At 71.5% G+C, this 14,516-nt stretch carries 16 protein-coding genes; 14 read left to right on the top strand and 2 right to left on the bottom strand.

Annotated elements, in window-relative coordinates; all coding sequences use genetic code 11:
* Positions 1–9 precede the first annotated feature (9 nt).
* Positions 10–807 (top strand): inositol monophosphatase family protein, encoded by a 798-nt coding sequence (locus tag ACIBW6_RS09885; protein WP_399058598.1) that lies wholly within the window; start codon positions 10–12, stop codon positions 805–807.
* A 98-nt stretch (positions 808–905) separates the two neighbouring features.
* On the opposite strand, the gene ACIBW6_RS09880 is transcribed toward ACIBW6_RS09885, so the two are convergent.
* Positions 906–1,079, bottom strand: coding sequence for a hypothetical protein (locus ACIBW6_RS09880; RefSeq protein WP_356491039.1), 174 nt, complete (start codon positions 1,077–1,079; stop codon positions 906–908).
* Positions 1,080–1,402: 323 nt separating this feature from the next.
* Here ACIBW6_RS09880 and ACIBW6_RS09875 point away from each other — a divergent pair, with 323 nt between their 5' ends.
* The 4 genes from ACIBW6_RS09875 (at position 1,403) to ACIBW6_RS09860 (ending at position 5,003) form a co-directional block, all read left to right on the top strand.
* Positions 1,403–2,056 carry a response regulator transcription factor gene (locus ACIBW6_RS09875; protein ID WP_018535991.1) on the top strand — a complete coding sequence of 218 codons (654 nt, stop codon included), beginning with the start codon at positions 1,403–1,405 and terminating at the stop codon, positions 2,054–2,056.
* Positions 2,057–2,063: 7 nt separating this feature from the next.
* Positions 2,064–3,296, top strand: a complete 1,233-nt coding sequence (locus ACIBW6_RS09870; protein WP_399058595.1) for a sensor histidine kinase — start codon at positions 2,064–2,066, stop codon at positions 3,294–3,296.
* Between the two features lie 437 nt (positions 3,297–3,733).
* Positions 3,734–4,030: a DUF4193 domain-containing protein gene (locus ACIBW6_RS09865; RefSeq protein WP_018535993.1), complete on the top strand. Its 297-nt coding sequence runs from the start codon at positions 3,734–3,736 to the stop codon at positions 4,028–4,030.
* Positions 4,031–4,043: 13 nt separating this feature from the next.
* Positions 4,044–5,003, top strand: coding sequence for a hypothetical protein (locus ACIBW6_RS09860; protein WP_399058593.1), 960 nt, complete (start codon positions 4,044–4,046; stop codon positions 5,001–5,003).
* A gap of 44 nt (positions 5,004–5,047) precedes the next feature.
* Here ACIBW6_RS09860 and ACIBW6_RS09855 read toward each other — a convergent pair whose 3' ends face one another.
* A complete protein-coding gene (locus ACIBW6_RS09855; protein ID WP_399058591.1) occupies positions 5,048–5,494 on the bottom strand; it encodes a DUF3093 domain-containing protein in 447 nt (148 codons plus the stop codon).
* Positions 5,495–5,552: 58 nt separating this feature from the next.
* Here ACIBW6_RS09855 and ACIBW6_RS09850 point away from each other — a divergent pair, with 58 nt between their 5' ends.
* From ACIBW6_RS09850 to ACIBW6_RS09810, 9 genes are all read left to right on the top strand, one after another.
* On the top strand, positions 5,553–6,137 hold the full coding sequence (locus tag ACIBW6_RS09850) for a PaaI family thioesterase (RefSeq protein ID WP_399058589.1): 585 nt from the start codon (positions 5,553–5,555) through the stop codon (positions 6,135–6,137).
* Positions 6,134–6,652: a dUTP diphosphatase gene (gene dut, locus ACIBW6_RS09845; protein WP_399058587.1), complete on the top strand. Its 519-nt coding sequence runs from the start codon at positions 6,134–6,136 to the stop codon at positions 6,650–6,652. Before ACIBW6_RS09850 ends, dut begins: the two co-directional genes overlap by 4 nt.
* 1 nt (position 6,653) lies before the next feature.
* A complete protein-coding gene (locus tag ACIBW6_RS09840; protein WP_399058585.1) occupies positions 6,654–7,436 on the top strand; it encodes a DUF3710 domain-containing protein in 783 nt (260 codons plus the stop codon).
* A gap of 229 nt (positions 7,437–7,665) precedes the next feature.
* Entirely contained in the window at positions 7,666–8,886 is a 1,221-nt protein-coding gene (locus ACIBW6_RS09835; RefSeq protein WP_399058583.1) for an alginate lyase family protein, read from the top strand.
* An 82-nt stretch (positions 8,887–8,968) separates the two neighbouring features.
* On the top strand, positions 8,969–9,694 hold the full coding sequence (locus ACIBW6_RS09830; protein ID WP_399058581.1) for an ABC transporter ATP-binding protein: 726 nt from the start codon (positions 8,969–8,971) through the stop codon (positions 9,692–9,694).
* A 210-nt stretch (positions 9,695–9,904) separates the two neighbouring features.
* Positions 9,905–12,568, top strand: a complete 2,664-nt coding sequence (locus ACIBW6_RS09825; protein ID WP_399058579.1) for an ATP-binding protein — start codon at positions 9,905–9,907, stop codon at positions 12,566–12,568.
* The gene (locus ACIBW6_RS09820; protein WP_399058577.1) at positions 12,565–13,248 is read left to right on the top strand and encodes a response regulator; all 684 of its coding nucleotides are present in this window, start codon (positions 12,565–12,567) and stop codon (positions 13,246–13,248) included. Before ACIBW6_RS09825 ends, ACIBW6_RS09820 begins: the two co-directional genes overlap by 4 nt.
* Positions 13,249–13,313: 65 nt before the next feature.
* Entirely contained in the window at positions 13,314–13,724 is a 411-nt protein-coding gene (locus tag ACIBW6_RS09815; RefSeq protein WP_324769177.1) for an OB-fold nucleic acid binding domain-containing protein, read from the top strand.
* Positions 13,725–13,727: 3 nt separating this feature from the next.
* Entirely contained in the window at positions 13,728–14,498 is a 771-nt protein-coding gene (locus tag ACIBW6_RS09810) for a DUF3159 domain-containing protein (RefSeq protein ID WP_399058575.1), read from the top strand.
* Positions 14,499–14,516: the final 18 nt, after the last annotated feature.

Genomic DNA, 14,516 nt, shown 5'->3' with positions numbered 1-14,516 from the left:
GACGCCGACGTGACCGACCTCAAGGCCGAACTCCTCGCCGTCGCCCTGGAGGCGGCTGCCCGCGCCGGGACCTTCCTGCGCGACGGCCGCCCCGCCGACCTCGGCGTCGCCGCCACCAAGACCAGCGCCGTCGACGTGGTCACCGAGATGGACATCGCCTCCGAGAAGCTCATCACCGACTTCCTTGCCGAGCGGCGCCCCGACGACGGGGTGCTCGGCGAGGAAGGCGCCTCCCGCGAGGGCACCAGCGGTGTCCAGTGGGTGATCGACCCCATCGACGGAACCGTGAACTACCTCTACGGGCGCCCCGAGTGGTCCGTCTCCATCGCGGCCCGCAAGGACGGCGAGACCCTCGTCGGCGTCGTCGCGGCACCGATGCGCGCGGAGACCTACCGTGCCGTCCTCGGCGAGGGCGCCCACGTCGACGACCGGCCCGCCCGCGTGCGCGTGGCGCCGCCCTTCGGGCAGGCCCTGGTCGGCACCGGCTTCGGCTACCTGGAGTCGCGCCGCGCCCACCAGGCCGACGTCGTGCGGGAGTTGATGCCCTGGGTGCGGGACATCCGGCGCGGCGGCTCGGCCGCGATCGACCTCTGCGACGTGGCGCTCGGCCGCCTGGACGCGTACTACGAGCGCGGCCTGAACCCCTGGGACTACGCGGCCGGCGAGCTGATCGCGCGCGAGGCGGGCGCCCTGACCGGCGGCCGCCCCGGCGACCCCGTGTCGCCCGAGCTGACCGTCGCCGCGCCGCCCGGCCTCTTCGAGCCGCTGCAGGCCCGGCTGGAGGAGCTCGGCGCCTGGCACGACTGACGGGACGCCGTCCGGACACGACGAAGGGCCCCGGCGCCCGCCTGGATCGATATCAGGCGCCGGGGCCCTTCCCTGTGTCGGTCTGTCTCCGCGGTCGGTCAGGCGCTCGCGGCGTGGATCTCCACGCCGTGCTCGGCGGCGAGGCGGTGGAGGTCGTCCAACTCGCCCTGCTCGACCTCCGCAAGGAAGTCGTCGCCGGTCTCGCGCGCCAGCGTGAGGTCGGACTCGGCCGCCTTTATGCGCTGCAGCAGTCCTGCGGTGAAAGCGTCCATGGTTGCGCCCCCTCGTCCTGGGTCGTGGGTCGGTGGCACGGGGGTGTGCCCTGTGGAAGGGGCGATCACGACTCGAACGGCCCGGAGATGAGCAGCTCGTGGCACGCCACATACAAAGCGTGATCGCGGGTGTAAAGCCGTCCTCCCCCCGCTCCCTTCCGCGGAAACCTCAACCCCGGGAGAAATACCGGCATTCCCCCTTCGGCCCGCCGCCTTACCGCCGGTTTATGGCCGAAAGGGGCAGGATGGAGGCTCACACCCCAGGAAGACCTGCCCGCGTGCGCCCGAACCTGCCCGCGGGTGGCCAGAGGAAGGACAGCGACGTGCGCGTACTCGTCGTCGAGGACGAGCAACTGCTCGCCGATGCGGTGGCCACCGGACTGCGCCGGGAGGCCATGGCCGTCGACGTCGTGTACGACGGTGCGGCGGCCCTGGAGCGCATCGGCGTCAACGACTACGACGTGGTCGTGCTCGACCGCGACCTCCCGCTCGTGCACGGCGACGACGTCGCCCGCAAGATCGTCGAGCTGGGCATGCCCACCCGCATCCTGATGCTGACCGCCTCCGGCGACGTCAGCGACCGCGTGGAGGGCCTGGAGCTGGGCGCCGACGACTACCTGCCCAAGCCCTTCGCGTTCAGCGAGCTGACCGCCCGGGTGCGGGCCCTCGGCCGCCGTACGAGCGTGCCGCTGCCGCCCGTCCTGGAGCGCGCCGGGATCAAGCTCGACCCGAACCGGCGCGAGGTGTTCCGCGACGGCAAGGAGATCCAGCTCGCCCCGAAGGAGTTCGCCGTCCTGGAGGTGCTGCTGCGCAGCGAGGGCGCCGTCGTCTCCGCGGAGCAGCTCCTGGAGAAGGCCTGGGACGAGAACACTGACCCGTTCACGAACGTCGTGCGGGTCACCGTGATGACGCTGCGCCGCAAGCTCGGCGAGCCCGCGGTCATCGTCACGGTGCCCGGCTCCGGCTACCGGATCTGAGCGCTCCATGGCCGCCCCAGCGCCCCCCACCGCGCCCCCGAAGCCGAGCTGGAAACCGGGCACGAAGGTCGATCCGCCCTTCCCCTGGCTCCGCCCCACCATCCGCATACGGCTCACGCTGCTCTACGGCGGCATGTTCCTCATCGCGGGCATCCTGCTGCTGTCGATCATCTACATGCTCGCGGCGCAGGCGCTCAACGTGGGCAGCGACCTGCCGTTCAAGATCATCAATCAGCAGCTCGTCAGCAACGTCTGCACCTTCCCCTCCAGCCCGTCCGACGGCCAGCTGAACGACGCGCTGAACGACTGCGTCAACCAGCAGCGCCAGCACGCCCTGGACGTCCTGCTCAGCCGCTCCCTGATGGCGCTGCTCGGCCTCGCGATCATCGCCTTCGCCTTCGGCTACGCGATGGCGGGCCGCGTCCTGTCCCCGCTCGGCCGCATCACGCGCACCGCGCGCCGCGTGGCCGGCACGGACCTGACGCGCCGCATCGAGCTGGACGGCCCGGACGACGAGCTGAAGGAGCTGTCGGACACCTTCGACGAGATGCTCGACCGCCTGGAGCGGGCGTTCACGGCCCAGCAGCGGTTCGTGGGCAACGCCTCGCACGAGCTGCGCACCCCGCTCGCCATCAACCGCACCGTCCTGGAGGTCCACCTCTCGGACCCGGGCGCCCCGGTCGAACTGCAACAGCTCGGCAAGACGCTGCTCGCCACGAACGAACGCAGCGAGCAGCTCGTGGAAGGGCTGCTGCTGCTCGCCCGCAGCGACAACCAGATCGTCGAGCGCAAGCCCGTGGATCTGGCGGAGGTCGCCTCGCAGGCGCTCGATCAAGCCAGGTCCGAGGCGGACGAGAAGGGCGTGGAGGTCCGGGGCGAGCGCAAGGAAGCCGTCGTCCAGGGCAACGGCGTCCTCCTGGAGCGCATCGCGCTGAACCTCGTACAGAACGCGATCCGGTACAACGTCGCGGAGGGCGGCTGGGTCCAGGTCGACACCGAGGCCCAGCACGGCCAGGCGGTCCTGCTGGTCGCCAACACCGGACCGGTGGTCCCCGCCTACGAGGTCGACAACCTCTTCGAACCGTTCCGGCGGCTGCGCACGGAGCGCACCGGCAGCGACAAGGGCGTCGGGCTCGGCCTGTCCATCGCGCGGTCGGTGGCACGGGCGCACGGTGGCCGGATCACCGCGGTGCCCCGCGAGGGGGGAGGCCTCGTGATGCGTGTCACCCTGCCGATCTAGGCCGGTTCGAGGTGCGCCGCGCGGAGGGATCTGTCATGCTTCCGCCGACGCGCTGGAGGAGTTCGCTTATAGCGGAATTTTCGGGACCTGCAACCGGTCGATCCCTGTGTGATCGATCACAAGGGCGGACTTCCCGCACATTCCCGCCTTCTACGCTCCGTGATCGAAAAAGCCGCTTGAAAGCCGGAAAATCCGAGTTTTCGGGCACCTTGATCACGGGAAGTACACGGGGTGGCGCCCGTGCGGTGCGAAATCGGACCGTGTACGGTCCCGTTCGCCACCCAAGCCGATCACTCAAGAGGGGTCCGGTTGGGTGTCGATTGAGTAACAGACCTTGATGTGAGGCAAAATCTCCGCCTCAGGTCGGGCACAAGTCCGGCCTCTCATGCGTTACGTGCGCTGAGACACCGCATACACCCAGAGGGGGAGAGCGCGACATGGCAACGGATTACGACACCCCACGCAAGACAGATGACGACCTCAACGAGGACAGCATCGAAGAGCTGAAGTCCCGGAGGAACGACAAGTCGGCGTCCAACGTCGACGTGGACGAGTTCGAGGCGGCCGAGGGCCTGGAGCTTCCGGGTGCCGACCTCTCGAACGAGGAGCTGGCCGTCCGGGTCCTGCCCAAGCAGCAGGACGAGTTCACCTGCATGAGCTGCTTCCTGGTGCACCACCGCAGCCAGCTCGCGCGGGAGAAGAACGGCCAGCCGATCTGCCGCGACTGCGACTGAGGCGGGGTCGGGCATGAGTGGCTCGACCCCGCCCTGGAAGCGCCGCATCCGCAGCAAGGACAGGGATGCGGCACAAGGCCCGTCAGAGGCCGTGCGTGACGACGACGAGCGGGGCTCTTCCACCAGTGAAGACGCCTCGCTCGAAGCGGCGCACGGCGTCGTGGTACCGCACGACGGTGACGCGGCCGAAGCGACGGGCACCGACATACAGCCGGCCCGGCGCCGTACGGACGCCGTGCGCGACGGCGTCCGCAAGAGCGGCAGCGCCGCGCGCGCGGGCATGGTCAAGGGCGGCAGCGCCGCGCGGACCGGCCTCGTCAAGAGCGGCAGCGTCGCCAGAGCAGCGGTCGGCCATCTCGCCGACCGGATCATCGACATCGCCCCGCGCGTGCCCGTGCGGGACCTCGCGACCCTGCGCAGACACTTCCCGGGCCTGGGGCCCGAGCAGATCGCCGACAAGCTGGTCTCCGGCGCGGCGGCCGCCTCGTCCACGGTGGGCGCGGGCGTCGGCGTGGCCGCGATGCTGCCGGTACCGCCCGCGATGCCGGCCGAGCTGGCCGCGGAGATCACCGGCGTCGCGGCGATCGAGCTGAAGCTCATCGCCGAACTGCACGAGGTCTACGGGGTACGGCCCCCCGGGAACCTCCCGAGCCGCAGCAGCGCCTATCTGACCTCGTGGTCCGAGGAGCGCGGCATCGACGTCTCGAAGCCGTCGACGCTGAACGCGGCGCTCGGCGGCCAGATGAAGCGCGAACTGCGCCAGCAGATCATGAAGCGGATGGTCCGCAACCTCCCGGCCCTGATGCCCTTCCTGGTCGGCGCCGCCGTCGGCGCGGCCATGAACCGCAGGGACACCAAGAAGCTGGCCGAGCGGGTCCGCAAGGACCTGCGGCGCCTCCAGGTGCCCTGGGACGCCCTGCCCGAGCTGCCGCCGCTGGCCGTGCCCGAGGACGCCCTGGAGATCGAGGACTGACCTCCCGGCACGGGCGAGCGGCGCGGGCCCGGACCCGGCCGGACTCAGGCGCCCAGAGCCTTTGCCAAAGTTTCAGGTTCGCGCGTCGACAGGTAGACGTACGGCGTGGGGTCCGCGGGGTCCGTGATCTGAGCGCGGACCGCCGTGGGCACGTAGCTGCGCAGGAGCATGAAGGCGCGCGGGTCCGCCTTGTAGGTGCGCCAGGCGCGCGCCTCCTCCGGGTCCAGGATCTCCACGGAGCCGAGCGCCGACAGCGGGATCCGCGCCTCCCCGGCGACCAGCGAGTCCCCCATGACGCGGATCCGCACCGAGCCGTACTGGCTGGTGATGACGGCCGCCACGAGCAGCCCGCCGACGAACCCGCCGAGCAGCGGCAGCGTGCCGAAGGGCAGCAGGGTGAGGCCGCAGGCGACCCCCACCAGGAAGGTGACGAGCCACCACGATCGGGGTGCGGTGAGTCGTTCTTCGTAAGGCGTCGTCGAGAGCTCCATGCAGCCAAGCTTGGCACGATGCGCGACGGCACAGGACGCGCAGGTAAGGTCTGCGCCTGTGAGTGGTACTTCAGCAGCTCTGACGCCCCCCGCCGACGCCATAGCGCCCGTGCGGCACCCCGACGCTCCCGCCCCCGGGGAGCTCCTCGGCGCGCACTACGGCCACTGTTTCGGCTGCGGCGGCGAGCAGCCGCACGGACTGCACCTGGAGGCGCGCGCCGGTGACGGCGTGCGCGTCACCGCCGAGTTCACCGTGCGCGCCGCCCACCAGGGCGCGCCCGGCCTGGCCCACGGCGGCGTGCTCGCCGCCGCGCTCGACGAGACGCTCGGTTCGCTGAACTGGCTGCTGCGGGTCATCGCCGTGACCGGCCGGCTGGAGACGGACTTCGTGCGGCCCGTCCCGGTGGACACCGTGCTCCACCTGTCCGCCGAGGTCACCGCCGTCGCCGGGCGCAAGATCTACTCGACCGCGACCGGCCGGCTCGGCGGCCCCGACGGCCCCGTCGCCGTCCGGGCCGACGCCCTCTTCATCGAGGTCAAGGTCGACCACTTCATCGACAACGGCCGCCCGCAGGAGATCCAGGCGGCCATGAGCGACCCGGACCAGGTCCGGCGCGCCCGTGCCTTCGAGGTGAACCCGTGACCCAGCCGCTGGACGTGCTCATCCGGCGCGTCGACCCGGACGTGCCGCTGCCCGCCTACGAGCACCCGGGTGACGCGGGCGCCGATCTGCGGACCACCGAGGCGCACACCCTCGCGCCGGGGGAGCGCGCCGTGCTGCCCACCGGCGTGTCTGTCGCGCTGCCCGAGGGGTACGCGGCCTTCGTGCACCCGCGTTCCGGGCTCGCGGCCCGCTGCGGTGTCGCTCTGGTGAATGCCCCGGGGACGGTGGATGCCGGGTACCGTGGGGAGATCAAGGTGATCGTGGTGAATCTCGACCCGCGCGAGAAGGTGCGGTTCGAGCGCTTCGACCGGATTGCCCAACTGGTCGTCCAGCAGGTCGAGAGGGTGCGCTTCCAGGAGGTGGCGCAGCTTCCCGGCTCCGCGCGGGCCGAGGGGGGCTTCGGGTCCACGGGAGGCCATGCCTCGGTGGGCGCGGACGGTCAACAGGGTGGGAATCGATACGCATCGGTCGTATCCGACCGGGAAGGACAGTGACGTGTTCGGACGTCGCAAGAAGAACGGCTCCGCTGAAGACGCAGTGGACGCGGCGGGCGAGGCCGAGCAGGTCGACGGTGTCGACGGGGCCGACAGCGCCGGTGCGGACGCCGCGGGACGGTCCGAGCGCGTCCGGCTCGAGCCGGAGCCGCGGCCCGACGGGCCCTGGGACTCCACCGAGGTCCGCGAGCCCGGCGAGGGCCGCGTCGACCTGGGCGGGCTCTTCGTCCCCGGTGTGGACGGCATGGAGCTGCGCGTGGAGGTCGCGGGCGACGCGATCGTCGCCGCCACGGTCGTCCTCCAGGACAGCGCGGTCCAGCTCCAGGCCTTCGCCGCCCCCAAGAAGGAGGGCATCTGGGGCGAGGTCCGCGAGGAGATCGCCACCGGCATCACCCAGCAGGGTGGTGTGATCGACGAGGTCGAGGGCCCGCTCGGCTGGGAGCTGCGGGCCCAGGTGCCGGTGCAGCTGCCGGACGGCACGGGCGGCTTCCAGGTCGTGCGGTTCATCGGTGTGGACGGCCCGCGCTGGTTCCTGCGCGGTGTCATCTCGGGCCAGGGTGCGGTGCAGCCGCAGGCCGCCGGGCTCCTCGAGCAGATCTTCCGGGACACGGTCGTGGTCCGCGGCGAGGGTCCGATGGCCCCGCGCGACCCGATCGTCCTGAAGCTTCCGGACGACGCGCAGATGGTTGCCGAGGGCGCCGGTCAGGACGCTGGGGACGGCTCGCGCTTCTCCGGCGGCATGGGGCAGCTGGCCCGCGGCCCGGAGATCACCGAGGTCCGCTGACGCAGTCCGAGGGCCGGGGCCGCGCATCCGTGAGGGATGCGCGGCCCCGGCCTTCGTCGTGTGCGGGGTGCGTGGCTGCGGGGCTGCGTGCCCGGGGCGGGTGCGTGCCCGGGGTGCGCCCCCAACTGCGTTTCTGCTCCGGGTACTTGACGGAGCTCTGGTCCGTACCTAGGGTCACCGGCCAACGCCGACGTTCATATCGGCGCCCCACGTTCACATACGAGAACGGATGGCCCCCACCATGCAGGCTCGTCACAGAAGGTCGCGTCCCGCCCTGCTTGCCACCCTCGCCACCGCCGTCACCGCGCTCGTCGCCGGCGTCGTCGCCTGGCCCGCCGCGGACCGCGCCGAAGCGGCGCCCGCCGCCTTCGCCCACCCCGGCGTCACCGTCTCGAAGGGACAGCTGGACTTCGTCAAGACCAAGGTGGACGCCGGGGCACAGCCCTGGAAGAGCGCCTTCGACCAGATGATCGCGAGCAAGTACGCCGATCTGAACCGCACCCCCAAGCCGCGCGCCACCGTCGAGTGCGGCTCCTACTCCAACCCCAACTACGGCTGCACGGACGAGCGCGAGGACGCGATAGCCGCGTACGCCGACGCGCTCGCCTGGTACCTCACGCGTGACGAGCGGTACGCCAAGAAGGCGATCGCGCTCATGGACGCCTGGTCGGGGACGATCAAGGAGCACACCAACAGCAACGGGCCCCTCCAGACGGGCTGGGCCGGCTCCTCCTGGCCCAAGGCCGCCGAGATCATCAAGTACACGTACACCGGCGGCTGGGCCAACGAGGCCCGCTTCGCCACCATGCTGCGCTCGGTGTACCTGCCGAAGATCATCAACGGCTCCAACTCCAACGGGAACTGGGAGCTGTCGATGATGGAGGCCGCCGTCGGCATCTCCGTCTTCCTGGAGGACAAGGCGTCGTACGACAAGGCGATGGCGAAGTTCCGCACCCGCACCGCCGCCTACGTCTACCTCGCCTCGGACGGCGCGCTGCCCAGGACCGTGCCGAGCCAGAACCTGGACACCAAGGCCAAGATCGTCAGCTACTGGCAGGGCCAGTCGACGTTCGTGACCGGCCTGACGCAGGAGACCTGCCGGGACTTCACGCACACCGGGTACGGCATCTCCGCCATCTCGCACATCGCCGAGACCAGCCGCATCCAGGGCCAGGACCTGTACGGCACGGACGTCGGCGAGCGGCTGCGCCAGGCGCTCGGCTTCCACGCCAAGTACCAGCTCGGCGAGGCCCCGCCGAGCTGGCTGTGCGGCGGCAGCGTCACCCGCGGCCTCGGCCCCGTCACCGAGGTCGGCTACAACGCCCTGCACACCCGCCTCGGCACCGCGATGACCAACACCCAGAAGCTGACCGAGCAGCAGCGGCCGGCCGGCTCCAACAACCTGTTCGTCGCCTGGGAGACCCTCACCCACGCCGAGAACCCGAGCTGACCCGCCCGGCCATTGCCCGGCCGGGCGCCACGTGGCCATACTGACGCCCGGCCGGGAACGTACGTACGGGGGAGCGCGACGCATGACCGAGAGCACCGGGGCGGGCACCGCCGTCCTCGGCCAGGACGGCCGCGGGCCGATGGTCGCCGTGCGCGACCTGCACCGCTCCTACGGCACCGGAGCCGCCGCCGTGCACGCCCTGCGCGGCGTCTCCTTCGAGGTCCCGCGCGGCGAACTCGTCGCCCTGAAGGGACGCTCCGGCTCCGGCAAGACGACCCTGCTGAACCTCGTCGGCGGTCTCGACGCACCCGACCGCGGGCGGATCGAGGTCGACGGGCTCGACCTCGCGACGCTCGGCGAGAACGGCCTCCTGGCGCTGCGCCGGGACCGCGTCGGCTTCATCTTCCAGTCCTTCGGGCTCATCCCGATCCTCTCCGCCGCCGAGAACGTCGGCGTCCCACTGCGGCTGCGCCGGACCCCGGTGCGCGAACGCGAGGAGCGCGTCGCCCTGCTCCTCGGCCTGGTCGGCCTCGCGGGCCACGCCAAGCAGCGGCCCGGCGAGCTCTCCGGCGGCCAGCAGCAGCGCGTCGCCATCGCCCGGGCCCTGGCCAACCGGCCGGCCCTGCTCATCGCCGACGAGCCGACCGGGCAGCTCGACGCGGAGACCGGCCTCGCCGTGATGGAGCTGCTGCGCGCCGTCGTGCGCAGCGAACAGGTCACGGCACTGGTCGCCACGCACGATCCGACGCTGCTCGGCCTCGCCGACCGGGTCCTGGAGCTGAGCGACGGCGAGATCGTCGAGCACTGAGCGGCCCGCGCGGCGTCCGGGTCACGTCGTCGGGCACTGAGCGGCCGCGCGGCGTCCGGGTCACGTCGTCGAGCACCGAGCGGCCTGCGCGGCATCAGGGTCACGTCGTCGGGCACTGAGCGGCCGCGCGGCATCAGGGTTATGTCAAAGACCGCCGCCCACCAGGCTGTCCGTCCGCTCCGCCGCTCCGGTGACCGTAAGGTCGACGCCATGGGACGCGGCAAGCTACGGATCTACCTCGGTTCCGCACCGGGCGTCGGCAAGACGTACGCGATGCTGGCCGAGGCGCACCGTCGCACCGAGCGCGGCACCGACTGCGTCGTGGCCTTCGTCGAGCACCACGGGCGGCCCCGGACCGAGGTCATGCTGCACGGCCTCGAACAGGTCCCGCGCAAAGGGATCACCTACCGCGGTGCCGTCTTCTCCGAGATGGACGTCGACGCGGTCCTCACCCGGGCCCCGGCCGTCGCCCTCGTCGACGAACTCGCCCACACGAACGTGCCGGGCTCGCGCCACGCCAAGCGCTGGCAGGACGTCGAGGAACTGCTCGCCGCGGGCATCGACGTCGTCTCGACCGTCAACATCCAGCACCTGGAATCACTCGGTGACGTGGTCGAGGCGATCACCGGCGTCCGCCAGCGCGAGACGGTGCCCGACGAGGTCGTGCGCCGCGCGGAGCAGACCGAACTCGTCGACATGTCGCCCCAGGCCCTGCGCCGCCGGATGGCCCACGGCAACATCTACAAGCCGGACAAGGTCGACGCGGCCCTCTCCAACTACTTCCGGCCCGGCAACCTCACCGCCCTGCGCGAGCTGGCCCTGCTCTGGGTCGCCGACCGCGCCGACGCCTACCTCCAGCAGTACCGGGGCGAGCACAACATCCGCTCCACCTGGCAGGCCCGCGAGCGCATCCTCGTCGGCCTCACCGGCGGCCCCGAGGGCCGCACCCTGATCCGGCGCGCGGCGCGACTCGCGGAGAAGGGCGCCGGCGGCGAGGTCCTCGCGGTCTACATCGCGCGCAGCGACGGACTGACCGCCGCCTCGCCCAAGGAACTGGCCGTGCAGCGCACCCTCGTCGAGGACCTCGGCGGCACCTTCCACCACGTGATCGGCGACGACGTCCCCGCCGCGCTCCTGGAGTTCGCCCGCGGCGTCAACGCCACGCAGATCGTTCTCGGCTCTTCGCGCCGCAAGACCTGGCAGTACGTCTTCGGCCCCGGCGTCGGCGCCACCGTCGCCCGGGAGTCGGGCCCCGACCTCGACGTCCACATCGTCACCCACGAGGAGGCGGCCAAGGGGCGCGGCCTGCCCGTCGCCCGGAGCGCCCGGCTCGGCCGCACCCGCAGCCTCGGCGGCTGGCTGGTCGGCATCGCGGGACCCGCGCTGCTCGCCCTCCTGCTCACGCACGTCGACTCCGACCTCGGCCTCGCCAACGACATGCTGCTCTTCCTGTCGCTGACCGTGGCCGCCGCGCTGGTCGGCGGGCTGCTCCCGGCGCTCGCCTCCGCCGCGTTCGGCTCGCTGCTCCTGAACTACTTCTTCACGCCCCCGCTCCACCTGTTCACGGTCGCCGACCCGAAGAACATCGTCGCCATCGTGATCTTCGTGGGCGTCGCCGTCTCGGTCGCGTCGGTCGTCGACCTCGCCGCCCGGCGCACCCACCAGGCCGCCCGGCTGCGCGCCGAGTCCGAGATCCTCTCCTTCCTCGCGGGCAGCGTGCTGCGCGGCGACACCAGCCTGGAGGCGCTGCTGGAGCGGGTCCGGGAGACCTTCGCGATGGAGTCCGTGGCGCTCCTGGAGCGGGAGGCGGGGACCGGCGCGTGGACCTGCGCGGGCAGCGTCGGGCCGCGCCCCGACGGCCGGCCCGAGGACGCCGACGTCGACGTGCCGGTCGGCGACCACATGGCGCTGGCCCTGACCGGGCGCGTCCTGCCCGCGGAGGACCGGCGGGTGCTCGCCGCCTTCGGCGCGCAGGCGGCCGTCGTCGTGGACCGGCGCCGCCTCCAGTCGGAGGCCGAACAGGCCCGCACCCTCGCCGAGGGCAACCGCATCCGCACCGCCCTGCTCGCCGCGGTCAGCCACGATCTGCGCACCCCGCTGGCGGGCATCAAGGCCGCTGTCTCCTCCCTGCGCTCCGAGGACGTCGACTGGTCGCCCGAGGACCAGGCCGAACTGCTCGCCGGGATCGAGACGGGCGCCGACCGCCTGGACCACCTCGTCGGGAACCTGCTCGACATGTCCCGCCTCCAGACCGGCACCGTCACCCCGCTCGTCCGCGAGACCGACCTCGACGAGGTGGTGCCGATGGCGCTGGTCGGCGTGGAGGACCCGGAGCTCAGCGTCGACCTGGACATCCCGGAGTCGCTGCCGATGGTCAGCGTCGACAAGGGCCTCCTGGAGCGGGCCGTCGCGAACATCGTCGAGAACGCCGTCAAGTACAGCCCGCCCGACGCCCCCGTCCTGGTCTCCGCCAGCACGCTCGGCCGCCGGGTCGAGCTGCGTGTGGTGGACCGCGGCCCCGGAGTCCCGGACGAGGCCAAGGAGCGCATCTTCGCGCCCTTCCAGCGCTACGGGGACGCGCCGCGGGGAGCGGGCGTCGGCCTCGGCCTCGCCGTGGCACGCGGCTTCGTCGAAGCCATGGGCGGCACGCTCGGCGCGGAGGACACTCCTGGGGGCGGGCTCACGATGGTGCTCACCCTGCGGGCGGCGGACCCCGCGACCCCGCGCACGACAGCGGAGGACACGCCATGGCCGGGCACGAAAGCCGGGGGCACCGCCCCGCCGCGCACGACAGCCACAGAAGCCACAGACGTACCAGCAACGCACACCACGGCGGCCGACACCGCCGTACCGAAGAGAGGCAGGCACGCATGACCAGGGTGCTCGTGGTCGACGACGAGCCGGGGATCGTCCGCGCCCTCGTCATCAACCTGAAGGCGCGCAAGTACGAGGTGGACGCCGCGGCCGACGGGGCCGGCGCGCTCCAGCTCGCCGCCGCCCGCCACCCCGACGTGGTCGTCCTGGACCTGGGCCTGCCCGACATGGACGGCGTCGAGGTGATCAGGGGGCTGCGCGGCTGGACCCGTGTTCCGATCCTCGTGCTGTCCGCCCGGCACTCCTCGGACGAGAAGGTCGAGGCGCTCGACGCGGGCGCCGACGACTACGTGACCAAGCCCTTCGGCATGGACGAACTGCTCGCGCGGCTGCGGGCGGCCGTGCGGCGCGCCGAGCCCACCGGCCCCAGCGGGGACGAGGGCATCGTGGAGACCGAGGGCTTCACCGTCGACATGGCCGCGAAGAAGGTCCACCGGGCCGGACGCGACGTACGGCTCACCCCGACCGAGTGGCACCTGCTGGAGGTGCTCGTGCGCAACACGGGTCGCCTGGTCAGCCAGAAGCAGCTGTTGCAGGAGGTGTGGGGTCCCTCGTACGGGACGGAGACCAACTACCTGCGTGTCTACATGGCGCAGTTGCGGCGCAAACTGGAGGCCGACCCCTCGCACCCGCGGCACTTCGTCACGGAACCCGGGATGGGCTACCGGTTCGAGAAGTAAGCGCCCCGGAATCGGGGTACACCAGCGAGTACGACCGTAAGAGCGGCCCCGGGTACGCTTCCTGTATGAGTGCTGTTCCTCGTTCCGACAGGGCGTCCGAGAAGCCGGCGGGCCGATTCCGGCGCATGCTCGACCGACTGTCCACCTCCCAGGAGGACCTGGAGTCGGAGGAGCTGCGCGAGGATTCGGAGACCACGGGCTGTACGCGCATCGGTGACTGCCAGGACCGCCAGGTGGTCCAGGTAACTGGTACGTTGCGCACGGTGACCCTGCGACCACGCGCCGGAGTTCCGGCCCTGGAGGCGGAGTTGTTCGACGGCTCGGCCGCCCTGGACGTGGTGTGGCTCGGGCGGCGTTCGATTCTGGGAATCGAACCCGGCCGCAAGTTGATCGCTTCGGGGCGGATCTCGATGAGCCGGGGCCGTAGGGTGCTCTTCAACCCGAAGTACGAACTCAGACCGCTCGGACGGGAGTAGCCGGTGACGTCCCTCGACAAGCCGACCGACCGCGAACAGGGAGCCGATCAGGCCGATCAGGGCTCCACCGCCGCGAGGGCGGTGACCGAGGCCGCGCTCTTCGAGGCCTTCGGCGGCGTGCGGGGCATGGTGGAGACCGTCGTCCCCGGCCTCCTCTTCGTGACCATCTTCACTGTCAACAAGGACCTGCACGTGTCGGCCATCGCGGCCCTCGCGGTCTCGCTGGTCCTGGTCGTGGTGCGGCTGGTCATGAAGGACACCGTCAAGCACGCCTTCAGCGGTGTCTTCGGTGTCGCGTTCGGTGTTGTCTTCGCGATGTTCACCGGCAACGCCAAGGACTTCTATCTGCCGGGCATGCTCTACACGTTGGGGCTCGCGCTCGCCTACATCGTGACCACGCTCTGCGGAGTTCCCCTGATCGGGCTGATCCTCGGACCGGTGTTCAAGGAGAACCTGTCGTGGCGGACGCGCAACCCCGGGCGTAAGAAGGCGTACGCCAAGGCGAGTTGGGCCTGGGGGCTCATCCTGCTCGCCAAGTGCGCGATCCTCTTCCCGCTCTACTTCTGGGCGGACACGGACTCGGCCACCACGCAGTTCAGCTGGGTGCTCATCGCGCTGAAGATCCCGCCGTTCCTGCTGGCGGTGTGGCTGACGTGGGTCTTCCTGGCGAAGGCGCCCGCGCCGATCGACGTGTTCGCCGAGATGGAAGCGGCCGAGAAGGCGGAGGCCGAGGCCGCCTCCGGTGAGGGTGCGCGGCATCGCCGTGAGGCCTGAGGTCATCGCGCGGCCGCG

This window comes from Streptomyces sp. NPDC049813, from assembly GCF_044465085.1.
Taxonomy (GTDB): domain Bacteria; phylum Actinomycetota; class Actinomycetes; order Streptomycetales; family Streptomycetaceae; genus Streptomyces.
Note: the sequence above shows the minus strand (reverse complement) of the source record. Positions and strands in the feature narration are given on the sequence as shown.